18 protein-coding genes are annotated in these 15,860 nt (G+C 50.9%); 5 read left to right on the forward strand and 13 right to left on the reverse strand.

Annotated features, from left to right (window positions below; translation table 11 throughout):
- Nucleotides 1-49 precede the first annotated feature (49 nt).
- Nucleotides 50-787 (forward strand): 2-phosphosulfolactate phosphatase, encoded by a 738-nt coding sequence (locus CBW46_RS06625; RefSeq protein WP_341538174.1) that lies wholly within the window; start codon nt 50-52, stop codon nt 785-787.
- A 57-nt stretch (nt 788-844) separates the two neighbouring features.
- The gene (locus tag CBW46_RS06630) at nt 845-1,309 is read left to right on the forward strand and encodes a DUF441 domain-containing protein (protein ID WP_089199207.1); all 465 of its coding nucleotides are present in this window, start codon (nt 845-847) and stop codon (nt 1,307-1,309) included.
- A 49-nt stretch (nt 1,310-1,358) separates the two neighbouring features.
- Here CBW46_RS06630 and CBW46_RS06635 read toward each other — a convergent pair whose 3' ends face one another.
- The 6 genes from CBW46_RS06635 to aroQ form a co-directional block, all read right to left on the reverse strand.
- Nucleotides 1,359-2,615 carry an aspartate kinase gene (locus CBW46_RS06635; protein ID WP_089199208.1) on the reverse strand — a complete coding sequence of 419 codons (1,257 nt, stop codon included), beginning with the start codon at nt 2,613-2,615 and terminating at the stop codon, nt 1,359-1,361.
- 85 nt (nt 2,616-2,700) lie between these two features.
- Entirely contained in the window at nt 2,701-3,276 is a 576-nt protein-coding gene (locus tag CBW46_RS06640) for a histidine phosphatase family protein (RefSeq protein ID WP_089199209.1), read from the reverse strand.
- 111 nt (nt 3,277-3,387) lie between these two features.
- Nucleotides 3,388-3,876: a VanZ family protein gene (locus CBW46_RS06645; RefSeq protein ID WP_089199210.1), complete on the reverse strand. Its 489-nt coding sequence runs from the start codon at nt 3,874-3,876 to the stop codon at nt 3,388-3,390.
- Between the two features lie 171 nt (nt 3,877-4,047).
- On the reverse strand, nt 4,048-4,605 hold the full coding sequence (gene efp, locus CBW46_RS06650) for an elongation factor P (protein ID WP_089199211.1): 558 nt from the start codon (nt 4,603-4,605) through the stop codon (nt 4,048-4,050).
- Nucleotides 4,606-4,688: 83 nt separating this feature from the next.
- Complete coding sequence (locus tag CBW46_RS06655; protein WP_089199212.1) at nt 4,689-5,762, reverse strand: M24 family metallopeptidase; 1,074 nt, start codon at nt 5,760-5,762, stop codon at nt 4,689-4,691.
- A 12-nt stretch (nt 5,763-5,774) separates the two neighbouring features.
- Nucleotides 5,775-6,212: a type II 3-dehydroquinate dehydratase gene (gene aroQ / locus CBW46_RS06660; RefSeq protein WP_089199362.1), complete on the reverse strand. Its 438-nt coding sequence runs from the start codon at nt 6,210-6,212 to the stop codon at nt 5,775-5,777.
- A gap of 470 nt (nt 6,213-6,682) precedes the next feature.
- Here aroQ and CBW46_RS06665 point away from each other — a divergent pair, with 470 nt between their 5' ends.
- Together CBW46_RS06665 and CBW46_RS06670 are read left to right on the forward strand one after the other, a co-directional pair.
- Complete coding sequence (locus tag CBW46_RS06665; RefSeq protein WP_424446079.1) at nt 6,683-7,618, forward strand: DUF1385 domain-containing protein; 936 nt, start codon at nt 6,683-6,685, stop codon at nt 7,616-7,618.
- Nucleotides 7,615-7,875: a hypothetical protein gene (locus tag CBW46_RS06670; protein ID WP_243633188.1), complete on the forward strand. Its 261-nt coding sequence runs from the start codon at nt 7,615-7,617 to the stop codon at nt 7,873-7,875. Before CBW46_RS06665 ends, CBW46_RS06670 begins: the two co-directional genes overlap by 4 nt.
- A gap of 25 nt (nt 7,876-7,900) precedes the next feature.
- Here the strand turns inward: CBW46_RS06670 and CBW46_RS06675 are convergent, their stop codons facing one another.
- Both CBW46_RS06675 and mntR read right to left on the reverse strand, forming a co-directional pair.
- Nucleotides 7,901-8,884 (reverse strand): patatin-like phospholipase family protein, encoded by a 984-nt coding sequence (locus CBW46_RS06675; protein WP_089199364.1) that lies wholly within the window; start codon nt 8,882-8,884, stop codon nt 7,901-7,903.
- Between the two features lie 152 nt (nt 8,885-9,036).
- Nucleotides 9,037-9,459, reverse strand: coding sequence for a transcriptional regulator MntR (gene mntR, locus CBW46_RS06680; protein ID WP_089199214.1), 423 nt, complete (start codon nt 9,457-9,459; stop codon nt 9,037-9,039).
- Nucleotides 9,460-9,695: 236 nt separating this feature from the next.
- Here mntR and splB point away from each other — a divergent pair, with 236 nt between their 5' ends.
- On the forward strand, nt 9,696-10,757 hold the full coding sequence (gene splB / locus CBW46_RS06685; RefSeq protein WP_089199215.1) for a spore photoproduct lyase: 1,062 nt from the start codon (nt 9,696-9,698) through the stop codon (nt 10,755-10,757).
- A gap of 171 nt (nt 10,758-10,928) precedes the next feature.
- On the opposite strand, the gene CBW46_RS06690 is transcribed toward splB, so the two are convergent.
- The 5 genes from CBW46_RS06690 to CBW46_RS06710 form a co-directional block, all read right to left on the reverse strand.
- Complete coding sequence (locus CBW46_RS06690; protein ID WP_089199216.1) at nt 10,929-11,642, reverse strand: cytochrome c biogenesis CcdA family protein; 714 nt, start codon at nt 11,640-11,642, stop codon at nt 10,929-10,931.
- A gap of 103 nt (nt 11,643-11,745) precedes the next feature.
- A complete protein-coding gene (locus tag CBW46_RS06695) occupies nt 11,746-12,549 on the reverse strand; it encodes a metal ABC transporter permease (RefSeq protein WP_089199217.1) in 804 nt (267 codons plus the stop codon).
- Nucleotides 12,550-12,577: 28 nt separating this feature from the next.
- Entirely contained in the window at nt 12,578-13,366 is a 789-nt protein-coding gene (locus CBW46_RS06700) for a metal ABC transporter ATP-binding protein (protein ID WP_089199218.1), read from the reverse strand.
- 38 nt (nt 13,367-13,404) lie between these two features.
- The gene (locus tag CBW46_RS06705; protein ID WP_089199219.1) at nt 13,405-14,589 is read right to left on the reverse strand and encodes a metal ABC transporter solute-binding protein, Zn/Mn family; all 1,185 of its coding nucleotides are present in this window, start codon (nt 14,587-14,589) and stop codon (nt 13,405-13,407) included.
- Nucleotides 14,590-14,763: 174 nt separating this feature from the next.
- On the reverse strand, nt 14,764-15,837 hold the full coding sequence (locus CBW46_RS06710) for a Gfo/Idh/MocA family protein (RefSeq protein ID WP_089199220.1): 1,074 nt from the start codon (nt 15,835-15,837) through the stop codon (nt 14,764-14,766).
- Nucleotides 15,838-15,860 lie beyond the last annotated feature (23 nt).

The following is a 15,860-nucleotide window of genomic DNA, read 5'->3' on the forward strand; positions in this document are numbered from 1 at the left end:
ATCGATTTTCCTGCGGGAACGTTTTAGGAGGTAATAACTTGTGGACATCATGGTAATTCCCAGCGTCAATGAGGCGCGCACGGATAACCTTGCGAATAAAACCGTCATCGTCATTGATGTGCTGCGCGCAACAAGCACTATGCTGACGGCTTTGGCGCACGGGTGCAGTGCAATCTACCCTGTGGAAACGGTAATGCAGGCGAAACAGCTTCAACAGCCTGGTTATCTGCTAGGCGGAGAGCGGGGCTGCAAAAAAATCCCGGGATTTGATCTCGGTAACTCGCCGTTTGAATTTATGGATGATCAAGTTGCCGGAAAAACCATCATCATGACCACCACGAACGGCACTCGGGCCATACAAAAGGCATTCAAGGCAAGCACCATCATTGCAGCCTCATTGCTTAACGGCAAAGCGTGCGCCAAGGAAGCTGCCGCATTGAAGCGAAATATCGTTATTATATGTTCCGGTACACAGGATGTGTATTCTCTGGAGGATGGCATCTGCGCGGGGCAGATCGTTGAGGAGCTGCAGAATTGTCTACAGGCTGAGGGCGTTGAGCTGAACATTAACGATTTCGGCCTAAGCATGCTTTACGCCTTCCGGCAGGTGCAGGGCGATATGACAAAAGCTCTGCTGGATTGCGCGAACGGAAGGCGGTTATGCAGCTTAGGGTTCACTGAGGATATTATTTATTGTTCCCGCATGAATTTAATCCGTCTGGTTCCCATCGTGCAGGACGGTAAATTAATCGCATCCCCGTCAATCAATTCATTTGAACGGTTCTAAAACAAGCCCCCCCTCAGTACACTTAGAAAGAAATCCATGAGACAAGGGGTCTGGCAAATGAACGGAGACATACTACTCGTACTGCTCATTATTATCGGACTTATCGGACGCTCCCACATCATAACGACAGCAGCTTGCGTACTGCTCATTGTCAAGCTCATTAGCCTCGACCGCTTTCTTCCGTCCATTGAACGCAGAGGACTGGAATTGGGACTTCTCTTCTTGACGATGGGGGTGCTCGTCCCGTTTGCGAGCGAAAAAATCTCGGTCAAGGATGTCACCAGCGTGTTCACTTCATGGCCTGGTATATTGGCGCTGCTTGGCGGTGCTATCGCCACTTATATGAATGGGAAAGGGTTAGAACTATTAAAAATAGACCCACAATTAATTGTGGGTCTGGTGATTGGATCAATCTTCGGTATTATTTTTCTCAGAGGCATTCCCGTCGGCCCTCTCATGGCAGCGGGAATTACCGCATTTTTGTTAAAGCTGTTCACTTTTGTCTTTGATAAAATCAGATAAGACCGAATAAATTACAAGTTAATGGAAATCACGTTACGCCAAGGCAAAATTAACGTCTTTCGGCCGGTCCGCCCACAAATGCCTGCTGATCGGTGTCCAAGCCGTAAGCCGTATGCAACGCCTGAATGACTTCGTTGAGACGGCCGCTGTCGATAACGCAGGATGTTTTGATCTCTGAAGTGCTGACCATGTTGATGCTTAAGCCTAACTCCGAAATGACTTCGAACATTTTGGCGGCAACGCCTGGTGTGCTCACCATTCCCGCACCCACGATCGAAACCTTCACCAGGTTTTCTTGCGAGGTGACCTCACGGAAGCCGACTTCCGATTGGATACCTTCGAGCACGCGCACGGCTCTTTCCTTGTCGGACAAGGCTACCGTAAAGGAGAAATCAGCCAGGCCGTTTAACACGCCGCTCTGCACAATAATGTCAACGTCAATCTGCGCTGCCGCCAGCGCGGTGAATACTTTTGCCAGCTGCCCCGGTTTTTCTGCCACCCCGAGGATACTGATTCTTGCCACATTCTTATCGCTTGCAATTCCGCGAACAACGATCCCTTGCTCCATCGCTGCTTCCTCCTTCACATTCGTACCGGCGTTATGATTAAAGCTGGATCTTACGACCAGCAGCACATTATAATTTTTCGCATATTCTACGGCTCTCGGATGCAGCACCGCCGCGCCCAGATTCGCCAGTTCAAGCATTTCGTCGTAGGTGATCTCCGGCAGCTTGCGGGCACATTTCACCACACGAGGATCCGTGGAGTAAATGCCGTCCACGTCAGTAAAAATCTCGCAAACATCAGCCTTAATCGCAGCAGCCAGGGCAACAGCCGTCGTATCAGATCCGCCGCGTCCCAATGTCGTAATTTCGCCATCCTCGGTCATACCTTGGAAGCCGGCGACAATGACCACATTCCCCTGCTCCAACGCATCGAAAATGCGCTTGGGCTGAATATCCGTAATTCTCGCCTTGCCATGTACCGCTTCTGTATACATACCTGCCTGCCACCCTGTGTACGACACAACCGATTGGCCCAAGCTATGTATAGCCATCGACAACAAAGCCACAGAAACTTGCTCCCCGGTGGTCAGCAGCATATCCATCTCACGAGCCGGAGGTGCCACGTCGCTGATTTGTTTGGTCAGATCGATCAAATCGTCTGTGGTATCCCCCATCGCCGACACGACCACTACACATTGATCGCCCGCACGCTGCGTCTCCACGATACGGGAGGCCACCCGCTTCATCCGCTCCGGATCACCAACGGAACTCCCGCCGAATTTCATTACTTTAAGAGACAACGCTGTTCACTCCCTACCGATACTTTTACATAACAATGTCTCATTATAGCACAAGCGCCGGTGAGGTTGAAGCGGAAAATGTCGATTAAACCGACAGGGGAACCCAGCCGGATTGGCTCAACTGAGCGGTGCGGGCAACCTTCGTACCCTGCAAATACTCCATGTAAGCGGCAATGGTGCCGTCGTGAGTGACCAAATATACTTTGTCCTTGTTCAGCCGTTTGCACCATGCAATGAATTGCTCCGCCCATTTGTTGAACAGCAGCGCCGGCACCGTGTTAATGCCCTGCAGCCACAAATAAGCAGGAACATCATTCGGCAGCAAAAAATCGCCGAACAGCTTGGTCAGCCGCTGCGGCTCAAAAGTGGTATCACAAGGAAGCGTTGTAAAATCATACCGTATAGGAAATTGCCGTGGACCAATCGCAGGGTGAACATACCTCTCGGCATTCGTGCCGGCACACCACAGTTGGGCCGTCTGCAACGTTCTCCTTGTCGGACTAGCTATCACGGCATCTGTCTCCGAGAGAGGCAGGGTCGATGTTAACTGCTTCGCCTCCTGTATGCCGTGTTCCGTCAGTCCGGGATCCGTTAATTGATAGCTCTCAGGTATTTGTGCCGAATGTTCTCCCTCGCCGTGACGTACAAAGATGATTTCCACGAGCTTTCACCTCGCCTCTAGTCGATAATCTCATTGTATGCCTGATTCCCTCATCTTACATCTGTGACGGCGATGAGGGGCTATATTTTTTCAGCCGACAAACGACAGCGGTTACAGTATTTTAGTATTATTACCCCTTCCCTGCTCAGGTCTAACCTGCCTCCTCTTCAGTCGCGTCTTCACATGAGGGATTGTCCCGAGCCACACACCGACCATATTCAGAATAATGTCGTCGACGTCGAAGCTGCCTACCTGAGCTGCAAATTGGAGTGCTTCGATGAGAACTAAGACAAGCAAAAAAAGTGCTGTTAGCCGATTGGCTTTAGCAAACCGGGGAAACAGCAGGGGAACAAGAAAGCCGAAAGGCATGAACGCAGCAACATTGCCAAACAAATTAATGGCCCACGTGTGAAAGTTGTAATGATGATATTCCGTTATGTAGTTGTTGATTGTTTTGAAAGGGATGAGATTGTACATGTATCCCGACCTGTGCTCTCTGGAAAAGCCAATAAAAAGCCAATACATCATAAACAAGGAATAACTGATCAAAGAAATCCATGCTGCTAAAGACAACAGTTGCTTGCGCAGAGCCGACGGCAATCCAGTCCACACCTTTATATTAAAATTTTTGGTACAAGGAATATATTACCACAATACCCTATACTTGCAAAAAAGGATTCACCCCCTCCAGACGCCGCTCCAACCGGTTCGGTTGCAGTGCTCGTCCAAAAGCAGTGAATCCTTTTTTCTACACCTCAAGTATCTCAGGCTTTACGCACGGGAAATATATTTGCCGTCGCGGGTGTCGATCAACAGCATGTCACCCTCGTTGATGAACAGTGGCACCTGAACGTTCAGGCCGGTTTCGAGTTTCGCGTTTTTCGTTGCGCCCGTCGCAGTATTCCCTTTGATTCCCGGCTCGGTCTCAACCACTTTCAGCTCAATGCTGTTCGGAAGGTTGATTCCAAGAATCTCACCTTGGTAGCTCATGATATTGATCATCATGTTTTCCTTAAGGAAATTCAATTCCCACTCCAGCTGCTTCGAGGATAAACTGATTTGGTCGTAGGTTTCGGTATCCATGAATGTGTGCTCCGTGCCGCTTGCATACAAATACTGCATTTCACGGTTTTCGATATGCGCACGGCCGACGTTTTCACCGGCGCGGAAAGTGCGCTCTACGGTGTTGCCGTTACGGAGGTTTTTGAGCTTGGAGCGTACGAATGCGGCCCCTTTGCCCGGCTTCACGTGTTGAAAGTCTAGCACGGTGAATAGATCGCCATCCACTTCAATAGTCAGACCTGTCTTAAAATCGTTAACTGAAATCACTGCGAAAAACCTCCCTAAAAAATTGAGCAGACGGCTTGAGCGACATGCTGTTCGACACAAGCGCTGCTGGTATTTATATGATGTTAATCAAGCACAATCAAGTCTTTGCTCGAATGTGTCAATCTCCTGTTGCCGGAGTCGGTGATCACAATATCATCCTCAATACGCACTCCGCCGAATTCCGGCAAATAAACGCCGGGTTCAACCGTCACCGTCATACCGGGCGTCAGAACCACATCCCCGTGCATGGACAATCTGGGGGCTTCATGGATCTCGAGGCCGAGTCCGTGCCCGAGCCCATGACCGAAATACTCGTAATACCCATACCGCTTAATGACGTCGCGAGCTATGGCATCCGCCTGCTGCCCCGTCATACCGGGCTTGATTTGGTCGAGGGCCGTCTGCTGCGCTTCAAGGACGATGTTGTAGATCTCTTTGTGTTTATCCGTCGGTTGACCTAGCACAACCGTGCGGGTGATGTCCGAGCAGTAGCTTTTATAATAAGCCCCGTAATCCAATTTAACAAACTCGTTGTTCTGCATTACGCGATCACTTGCGACGCCGTGCGGTAGAGCAGACCGTTCGCCGGAGGCTACTATCGTATCAAACGAAGTGGATGCCGCTCCGTGCTTGCGAACGAAAATCTCGATTTCCAATGCGATATCTCTTTCTACCGCGCCCGGTTTCAAAAATGGCAGGATATGCGTGAAGGTGCGGTCTGCCAAGTCGGCGGCCTCCTGCATAATCGCGAGCTCACGATCGTCCTTTACCATTCTCAGACGTTCAACCAACCCGCCGCTTGGGATAAGTTCGATGCCCTGCAATGCCTCGGCTGTGGACAGGTAGCTCCCGTAACTCATATCAAACTGCTCAAATCCAACGTTGGACAGACGGTGCTTCAACAGTAGATCACGCACGGTTTCCATTGCTTTCGGAGCGTGCTCGATCACTTGAAACCCGGCTGCTTGCGCAGGCGCCTGCGCCATGTACCGGAAATCCGTCAGCAGAAAAGCCTCGTCCTCGGTAATGAGAACGTAGCCGGCGCTGCCCGTGAAACCGGTTATATACTGCCGGTTGGTAGCGTTCGTGATCAGCAGTGCAGTCAAGCCTTGCTCCGCCATCACGACGCGTAAACGATCCAAACGTGTCTCCTGCATTGTCTTTCCCTCCTACGGCTTGAGGTGGCTTACGATAGCTTGAAGAGCAAGTTGATAACCTTCCGCGCCGAGCCCCGCAATGTGCCCTAAAGCGACAGGCGCGATGACGGAAACATGCCGAAATTGTTCTCTCTTATGAATATTAGAGATATGTACTTCGATAGTTGGCAGCTGCACTGCACTGATAGCGTCCCGAATGGCATAGCTGTAATGAGTAAAGGCCCCCGGATTCATAATGATACCGTCCTTGGTGCCGAAGGCTGCGTGAATCTTATCAATCAGTGCTCCCTCATGATTCGATTGGTAGCATTCCAGCTCGACGCCAAGCTCTGCGGCCAATTTGTTCAAGTCAGCCTCGATCGCCTGTAGTGACGAAGAACCGTAAATGCCTGGTTCGCGGACGCCTAACATGTTCAAATTTGGGCCATTTAAAACCAATATTCGCAACAAGATCAGCCCTTCCCTCACAATCAACCATGCCAAAAAAGGCATATGCAAAACATTTTACCATAACTTTCTTTGGTTTGAGAACTCTTTTTATATGAACTTGCGGTGTGCCGGCAACAGCGGGCGACACCGTCGACTCGCGCGGTCCGGGCGTGGAATATCGGTCTATTCTTTCTAGATGGATACAAGCTATTATGCGCAATTATTGCCAGGCTAAAACCACGCCTTTTCGAATCCGCAGCACACAATGCCGGCGCAGCGTTCACCGCCACTTAGGGCCAGCTCACCCATGTGCCGCGCAGCGCTCGCGCTGGCACACCTATTTCACCGCCCACCGGTAGCTTTCCGGGCTTGAATCTTATACAATAGAATAAGGAATCCACATATACATTTTATAAGAGAAGGTGTAATCGTTGTCGCAAAATGAACAGCCATGTGCTATATACGGCGGTCAAGCCGTGATTGAAGGTGTAATGTTCGCGGGGCAAACCGTGCATGTCACGGCCGTCCGCCGAAAAGATAACTCCATCCACTTCCTCGAAGTGCCGAAAACCGAGGTCGGTTGGGTCAAAGCCTTAAAGAAGGTGCCGCTCATCCGCGGCATTGTTGGAATTGTAGAAGCCAGCGCCAAAGGCGCACAGCATTTGAATTTTTCCGCCGAGACGTTCGCAGAGGGCGAGGATGAGGCCGAATCGCCGAAAGCGGAACAGAAGGAATCGCTGACAGGTCGGCTGTCGCTGATACTTGGCGTGGCGGTAGTCGGAATTTTATCATTTTTATTCGGTAAGTTCGTGTTTACTCTGGTACCGACTATCATAGAGGAGGTCTTGTTCGGCCGCCTTTTTGTCAGTCAAATCGGCCATAATCTGCTGGAGGGTCTAATTAAAATTATTCTGTTGATTGCATACATTTATTTTATTTCTTTAACGCCAATGATCCGTAGACTGTTCCAATATCACGGCGCAGAGCATAAAGTCATCAGTGCGTACGAAGCAGGCGTCGAGCTAACCGTAGAAAATGTGCAGAAGTTCAGCACGCTGCATTATCGCTGCGGCAGCAGCTTTATCGTGTTTACCGTGCTTGTCGGCGTGGTGATCTATTCATTCTTTGAATACAATTCGTTTATCGAGCGTATCGTGCAGCGGATCGTACTTCTGCCTCTGGTCATCGGCGTATCCTATGAGGTGCTCCGTTTCACCAACAGTCTCCGCGACGTTCCCGTTTTGCGTGTCTTGGGCTACCCGGGGCTATGGCTGCAGCTGCTGACCACCAAAGAGCCCGATGATTCTCAAGTGGAAGTTTCTATCGCTTCCTTCAACCGTATGAGGGCGCTGGATCAACAAGTGTTTGAGCGCACTGCAGTGACGAGCACAGGTATACAGATGGAACTTGGGAGGAATCCTCGATGAAACGACGTTATCCGCTTGCAGTGTATATCATTTTGGGACTGGCGCTCATCGGGGTGGCGGCCCAGGCGGCGAAGCTCATTGTGCCAATCGTGGTGTTTGGAGTGATCTTTTTACTGTACAAATTCCCTCCCAACACGTGGGGCAAAAGGAATCGACGCACGTCAGGCAGCGCGAGGCCGCGCAGGAGCAAAAATGCTTCATTTCGCGTGATAGACGGAAACAAGGACGGCTCGGATGAGCCCCCGAAGTATCATTGAAACGGCGATATGATCGCCGTTTTTTTCATGCTTTTGGCGTTCTTGCATTGGCGAGCACATGCTGCACATATCCTTGTTTATAGTCCGCTCGCTTCCAGTTAGTAAAAAAATGTTCTGCTGCCCGGTAACCAGATTGATACAGCTCCCGACTCCGCTCGGCGGTTATATCGAACTGGGTGGTAGTCACCCCTAATGTCGGAATTTTAACAGTTCGAAATCGGTTCACATCCTCGATATAACGTTCGTCGTGAGCGTCCATCATCGTGGAGAACAGCGCCTTCATCATCGTTACCGGCCCCGCAATTTTATTCGGTTGGTTGGCGCCGCGGCCCACCAATTGGAAGCCTATCGTGGGAATCATTGAATCCAGTGCCGGAGCCGAGGCGTGATCAAACAGCCACAGCGGAAAGTTGCTCAGCAGCCCACCATCTACGATGTAGACGAACTGCTCTGCGAAGGACTCGCCGACCTTACGCATCGCGGGCCCTTTTCGGATGATGACAGGGTCGAAAAAATACGGTATGCTCGTACTCATCCGCACCGCTTTGGCAATGACGAATTTCTTTGGGTCCACGCCATATTGCTCAATGTCATCCGGCAGAACAAGAAGCTTGCGATGCGAAATGTCCGAGGCGATGATGCGCAGCTGCCCGGGCGCCAAATCACCGAACGTGCGAATCCCTTTACACGCTAGAAGTGCATAAATCCAGCTCTCCAACGCTTCCCCGGAATATAGTCCTTTTTTCAGCAGCAAACGAGTCAGAGGCCCGAGCAGCTTCGTGTCAAACAGCTTGGAGCGCTTAAGAAAGGCTCTGAACGGGGTTTGCTCGATTACCGAGCGAATTTCCCCAGCTCTGTAGCCTGCCGCAACCAATGATGCCACAATGGCGCCTGATGACGTGCCTGCCACCTGATGAAACTGCAAGCCTCGCTGTTCTACTGCTAGCACGGCTCCCGCCAGTGCAATGCCCTTCACCCCTCCGCCCTCGAACACCGCATTAATTTTCACCATCATCCCTTCCCCCAGCTAGAAGTGGCATGAGCCGTATAGCTTACAGCACTATATGCGGAGCAGGCTTGGCCGTATGTCGGTTTTCGCAGGGCAACAAAAAAAGCACCCATCCGCACAGATGGAATGCTTGATTGCGTTGATTTTATAAATCAGGATTCATCCAATTCTTTTTTCAGTCTCATCAGGGCTTGCGATCGCTCCGGATCGCGTTCGAAAAACTCAATTAGTGTTTCAATGCAGGCGATAGATTCTTCGCTCAGATGGTGCTCTATACCTTCCACATCTTTATAAATGGTATCTTCGGACACCCCGATTAAAGTCAGAAATTGCTCCAGCAGCTTATGGCGATCGACCAACCTTTTACCCATTTTTTGTCCTTTGGATGTCAGTATGAGACCGCGATACTTTTCGTATACCAGATAGTTGTCCTTGTCCAATTTTTGGATCATCTTGGTGACGGAAGAGGGGTGCACCTCAAGTCCCTCAGCGATGTCGGATACGCGTGCGTAGCCTTTTTCGTCAATGAGCTTGTAGATCCTTTCCAGATAATCCTCCATGCTTGGGGTAGCCATTGTGCTTTCCTCCCATAAATCATCAAACTGCATAGGCCATGGCGGCACACAACCTTTTTCCATGACTAAAATGTATGTATTCCAGCGAAAATAACCTTATTATAAGCGCCTATTACTATAACACAGCATTTACACGGGAAGCAAGCTTACCCGCTGTTCGCAGCCGCACACCCGTAGAACGCTATTGGCTGGCCGCGGTGCACCCGCTGTCACATAAAAAACAAGGAGGTCCGCCGATGTCGACTGAAGTACTCCTGCCTCCCATGCGCCAAACGCAGGTATTCGTCCCTGAGCTGGTGTATTTCGAGCCGGACGCTCTGAATTATCCGAAAGGGCAAAAAATTCTCGAGTGGGCCAAGGCCGAGGGCCTGCCGATTCACATGACGACGTCGCACAACCGGATTACCGATCTGCCGGGCGACACCGACCTGGCGAAATACCGGATTGCCAAACGCACGCTGGTAGTAGGTATACGCAAAACTTTGAAATTTGACACATCGAAGCCGTCCGCCGAATATGCCATCCCTATCGCAACCGGCTGTATGGCTCACTGCCATTACTGCTATTTGCAAACCACTCTGGGCGCCAAACCCTATATACGTGTTTACGTGAATACCGACGATATCCTGAGCGCAGCGAAGCAATATATCGAAGAGCGGGCACCGGAAATTACCCGTTTTGAAGCAGCCTGCACGTCCGATCCGGTAGGGCTGGAGCATATTAGCGGGTCGCTTAAAGAGCTCATAGAATTTATGGCTGACCAGCCGCTGGGAAGGCTTCGGTTTGTAACCAAATTCCACCATGTCGAGCCGCTGCTCGACGTCCGGCACAACAAACACACCCGCTTTCGGTTCAGTGTCAATGCGGACTATGTAATCAAGAACTTCGAGCCCGGGACATCCAATTTCCAGGAACGCATAAGCGCGGCGGGAAAGGTCGCACGCGCGGGCTATCCGCTAGGATTTATCATCGCCCCGATCATTTGGCACGAGGGCTGGCAGGATGGGTATCGTGAGCTTCTGGCGAAATTAAAAGAAGCCGTGCCCGAGGAAGCCGCGGACGACCTGACATTCGAGCTAATCCAGCACCGGTTCACCAAAACGGCAAAGCGGGTGATCCAGCAGCGTTACCCCAAAACCAAATTGGAGCTGGATGAGACGAAGCGCAAATATAAATGGGGCCGTTGGGGTCAGGGCAAATATGTGTATCCTGATGAGCAGGCGACCGCACTGCGCGAGTTCATCACGGAGCAAATATTTGAAAAATTCCCGAAAGCCAATATTGATTATTTCACGTAAAAACAAAGGGATATGCTCGACGGCGTGCCGCAAGCATATCCCTTGTGTGGTTAGGTAACGGCTCACCAAGGCGACGATGCGTAGACGACCTGACAGGCTGATCGGCCATACTGGAACTGAGATAGTAGAAAGTAACGCGAACGCCGCCCAGCGGCCCCTGCGCGTGGTTGCTTAAAATTTCAACCATTCCGGAGTCATCCCGTTCAGCCACATCGTGATTCGTGTCATTTGATTTGTGTACAGCAGGACCGCCATCACGATCATTAACGCCCCGCCGACCTTCATTATCTGCGCTGAATAGCGCAGGATCCATTTCGTCGTACCGATGAAAAACGATAGGACGAGAAATGGTATTGCGAATCCAAGCGAGTAAGCTGTGATAAGCGGCATCCATGAGTCCGGATCCGTCGCCGCCAACGCAAGAATCGCGGATAAAATCGGCCCCACGCAGGGAGACCAACCCGCCGCGAACCCCATGCCTATTAATGCCGAGCCGAGATAGCCGGCCGGCTTCCATTTCCACTGCAGCTTCCGCTCTTTGAGCAGCCACTGCGGTTGAAATATGCCAAGCAGGAACAGACCCATCGCTAAAATTAACAATGCCGCAACCTGCCGCAGCAAATCTCTGTAATCGACAAAGAGGTTGGAGACAAAGCTGGCTCCCCAACCCAAGCTGTAAAAGATAATGGAAAAGCCGATAGTAAAAAACAACGTGTGTAACACAGTTCTGCTGCGCACACCTGATCCCGCGTCAGTGTCTTGCAGCTTACTTACGGAGATGCCGGTAATGTACGACAAATAGGAAGGGTACAACGGAAGACAGCAGGGTGATATGAATGAAGCGATGCCGGCCCATAGCGCAATCCACAAATTAATTTCCACGATAAAGAGCCTCCTACGTCCAACGAATTAAGCCTTGTACCCTTTATTATAGCGAACTGGCACACACAGTATTGTTTCGAATCTGAATATTGTGTGTCACGGCCGCTTACAGCCGCAATCCCCTTTTAGCAAACATACTGACGATCAATAGACCGATCAGCACCAATACGATCGTTGCACCCGGAGCCAGGTCCCACACGCCTGCGGCAAACAAGCCAGTGACGACAGCCGCTTCAGAAAAAAGCACCGCCCAAAACAGCGAATGCCGGAAGCTTCTAGCTACCAGCAAGCTGCAGGCCACCGGAATCGTGAGCAGCGAGGAAACAAGCAGCGCTCCTACGATTTTAATCGAGACGCTAATGACCAACGCCGTAAGCATCGTGATAACAATGTTATAAAACCGCAGCGGCAGTCCGCTCACACCCGCAGCATCCTCATCGAAAAACATGAGGAACAGTTCTTTGTAATTTAGTGCGATGACTGCAACGACAAGCACTGTCACGCCAAACACAACCCATAGATCGAAGCTGTCGAGTGTATAGATACTGCCGAAAAAGTAGCTCATCACGTTAATGTTAAATCCTTTGCCCAGTGTGAACAGCAGTGTTGCCAGGGCAATGCCGCCCGACATAATGATCGCTATCGATAATTCCGCATATGTTTTGTAGGCCTTGCGCAGCCTCTCAATGGCAAAGGACGCCAACAGCGCAAATACCAAGCCGATGCCGATGGGATACACGTTGATCAAAAATCCTAGAGCGACACCCGCGATCGACACGTGCGCCAGCGTATCCCCGATCATGGACAGTCTCCGCAATACGAGAAACACACCCATGAGCGGTGCAGTCAGCCCGATAAGCACGCCTCCGATTAACGCGCGTTGAAAAAAATATTCTGAAAAAATATCCACCCGATTCTCCCCTAATCTCTAGCCTTCGTTATCCGAGCATTTCCGCTGTCTCCCGCAGCTGCTGCATGGAATGCGTCAAATTCGTTTCTTTGCAATCCTGCAGCTCATGCGTGTGTTTCACATAGAATGATAATCCTCCGCTTTTCTGCGCAGGCTCGGGACCGATATAAGATTGTACCATATCAATGTCATGGGATACCATGATAAAAGTAATATGATGGTGCTGATGCATGTGTTTGATCATATTAAAAAATCCTGCCTGGGTTTCGGCATCAATGCCCACCGTGGGCTCATCGAGTATAAGCAGCTCGGGGTTATTGATCAGCGCACGCGCCAAGAACACACGCTGCTGCTGTCCGCCCGACAGCTGCCCGATGCGGCGGTCTGCCAGATCCTCGATCCGCATCGCATACAGTGCGTCGTCACATTTTTGGTGATCTGCTTTTGTTAACCGGCGGAGCATCTTTTTCTTGCCGTATAATCCCGATAGGACAACCTCCCGCACCGTGGCGGGAAACAGCGGATTGAAGGCGTTTTTTTGCGGCACGTATCCGATGCGTTCCCAGTCGCGGAAGCTTCCTGCCGGCTGCTCGAACAGCCGAACCTCCCCCGCCGAGGGCTTCAGCAGGCCGACTATCATCTTGAGCAGTGTAGTTTTGCCGGCTCCGTTCGAGCCTATCAATCCGACGAAGTCGCGCTCATAAATGTCGAAATTCAGCCGCTCTATTACCTTTTTGTTCTCGTAAAAAAAAGAGACATCATCAATAGTGACGATGCTTTGATGACATCCGTTGATAGCATTCACATTAGAATCCATAGATGCTGCTCCTTCTTGAAAGGGTTGTACTGTTATGTCTATTGTAATGCTTTTATTAAATTATTCAAATTATTATTCATGATCTGGATATAATCTGCGCCGTTTTTCTCTTGTTCCTCTGTTACACCCTCGATTGGGTTCAGCACAAGTGTCTCCACTTGAGCATCCTTCGCCAATGTCTTGGCAAGACGGTCGGAGACAAGCTCCTCAAAGAAGATGTACTTCACGCCATTCGTCCGAATAAATTCGTTGATCTCCATCAAATCCTTCGAGGTCGGCTCTGCGTCCGGTGCCAAGCCCATAATTGGCTTTTGTGTCAAGCCGTATTCTTTGGCCAGGTAACCAAACGAATGGTGTGTGACCACAATTTCTTTCCTTGGCAGCCCGCTGAGCGATTGCTCATACTTGTTGTGAAGTTCATCGAGCTGTGCCGCGAAACGGTCGAAGTTCGCCTCATAATCTGCTTGGTGTGCTGCATCCACCTTTACCAGGTGGTTTTTGATGTTAAGCGCAAGCTGCTTGGCTGTAATAGGGCTCAGCCATACATGAGGATCCATGTGTCCCTCGGCGGTATCCGCCTGATGTTCATCGCCGGCATGCGCGTCGCTAGTTTGTGCGTTGGCAGCATGTGCATCTTCCGCCTCCGCGTGTTGAGCCTGTGCATCGTTCGGTTGTGCCTCTGGAGAGTGATCCTCGTGTTCGTGTGCGTTCGCCTCGTTAGAGTGTTCATCATGCGCATCCGCCTTGTTGGAATGTGCGCCATGCGCACCAGCGCCGTGTTCCTTACCATCATGCCCGGCGGCGGGTGCTCCATGATCATGGCCGTCTCCCTCCGCGGCTGGAATCAATTCAACACCGCTGCTGGCTTCTACCACAGTAACGTTCGAATCCTTGGGCAAGCTTTGGATCGTATCCTCGACCCAGCCTTCAAAGCCCGCCCCCAAATAAACGAACATCTCTGCGCTGGATATATTTTGCATGTCCCGGCCCTTCGGTGTCCAATCGTGCGGCTCCACACCAGTGGGGACCAAATTGATCACGTTAACGTGATCACCGCCGATTTTTTTGGTGAAATCATACAGCGGATAAAAGCTGGTCACCACATTGACCTTGTCTGGCACGAGCACCGCTTGGGGCTTAGAGCAGCCGGCTGCGGTCACTGCGCAGCAGAGCAGCAATAAAGCCAAAACAAATATAGTTTTATGTTTCCTCATAACATTCATGTTACAGTAGCTCCCCGATTGTTAATCGTAATTATTTTTATTAATAACTTCCGTAAAAGATTATACGTCCATCCCGTGAACACTGTCAACTCTTAATAATTATTACGATTAAGCACCAAGCAAAAACCGGCCAAACAACTGACCGGTCAGTGACTGCGTATGAATACGTCAGTTCTATTCGATTCGGACCGCTTGAAGCTGCGCCCTGACGCATAATTCAGCGGCCTTAAACGCATGCGCCTGTGTCATCGCATTTTCCGTACGGTTGATGCAGTCGAGAATCAATTGCCCGAAGAACGGGTAACCTACTTGCCCGCGCAGCGAGTAATGACGCTCACCTTCTCCATTGACCAAATACAGGTGATCGCCCTGCGGATCACGCGCGATGTCGATATATTTGCGCAGCTCGATGTACCCCTCAGTCCCTAGAATGGTCATCCGGCCGTCTCCCCAAGTGCCAAGGCCATCAGGTGTCAGCCAGTCGACACGGAAATAATTAGTCGCACCGTTGTCCGCAATCAAAGTTGCGTCCCCAAAGTCCTCGAGCTCAGGGTAGTTCTTGTTCTTGTAGTTCGCCACCTTGCTGCTGACGACCTGTGCGTCTTTCGCGCCAGTGTAGAACAAGAACTGCTCGATCTGATGGCTGCCGATGTCGCACAAAATACCGCCGTAATTTTCATGCTTGAAAAACCAATCAGGTCTCGATGGAGCGTTTAACCGGTGCGGGCCAAAGCCAATAACCTGCACCACGCGGCCGATGGCACCCTGCTGAACGAGATCGCCGGCAAAAACGGCGCTCTCTACATGCAGACGCTCACTGTAATACACCATATATTTGCGCCCGGTAGCCTCGACCTTAGCCTTCGCCTGCTCCAACTGCTCCAGCGAGACCAGCGGCGTCTTATCAGTAAAGTAATCCTTGCCGTGCTCCATAACACGAAGTCCCAGTGCGCAACGCTCAGACGGTACTGCCGCAGCGGCGACAAGTCGAATCGAGGGGTCGTTTAAAATTGCCTCTTCCGAGGAGACTGCTTTAACCTGTGGGAATTTCTGGATAAACTCCTTAACTTTTGCCGGATCGGGATCATACACAGCGGTTAATTCCGCCCCGGCTTCGATAAGTCCGTTGCACATTCCATAAATGTGGCCGTGATCCAAGGCGATAGCGGCGAACGCGAATTCACCCGGACCGACCACCGGATTCGGCTTGCCCTTCGGTGCGTAATTCATTCCGTCTTTGGTTTGCATAAATGGCTGAGACCTCCTGATAA

It is taken from the genome of Paenibacillus xerothermodurans (assembly GCF_002220865.2).
Lineage (GTDB): Bacteria > Bacillota > Bacilli > Paenibacillales > NBRC-103111 > Paenibacillus_S > Paenibacillus_S xerothermodurans.

Bases quoted from the DNA above. Each gene is read 5' to 3' on its own strand.
- CBW46_RS06655 (WP_089199212.1), bottom strand. From the start codon at position 5,762: ATGCAGGAGACACGTTTGGATCGTTTACGCGTCGTGATGGCGGAGCAA.
- CBW46_RS06625 (WP_341538174.1), top strand. From the start codon at position 50: ATGGTAATTCCCAGCGTCAATGAGGCGCGCACGGATAACCTTGCGAAT.
- CBW46_RS06710 (WP_089199220.1), bottom strand. From the start codon at position 15,837: ATGCAAACCAAAGACGGAATGAATTACGCACCGAAGGGCAAGCCGAAT.
- CBW46_RS06705 (WP_089199219.1), bottom strand. From the start codon at position 14,589: ATGAATGTTATGAGGAAACATAAAACTATATTTGTTTTGGCTTTATTG.
- CBW46_RS06670 (WP_243633188.1), top strand. From the start codon at position 7,615: ATGAAACGACGTTATCCGCTTGCAGTGTATATCATTTTGGGACTGGCG.
- CBW46_RS06665 (WP_424446079.1), top strand. From the start codon at position 6,683: ATGTTCGCGGGGCAAACCGTGCATGTCACGGCCGTCCGCCGAAAAGAT.
- splB (WP_089199215.1), top strand. From the start codon at position 9,696: ATGTCGACTGAAGTACTCCTGCCTCCCATGCGCCAAACGCAGGTATTC.
- CBW46_RS06630 (WP_089199207.1), top strand. From the start codon at position 845: ATGAACGGAGACATACTACTCGTACTGCTCATTATTATCGGACTTATC.
- mntR (WP_089199214.1), bottom strand. From the start codon at position 9,459: ATGGCTACCCCAAGCATGGAGGATTATCTGGAAAGGATCTACAAGCTC.
- CBW46_RS06700 (WP_089199218.1), bottom strand. From the start codon at position 13,366: ATGGATTCTAATGTGAATGCTATCAACGGATGTCATCAAAGCATCGTC.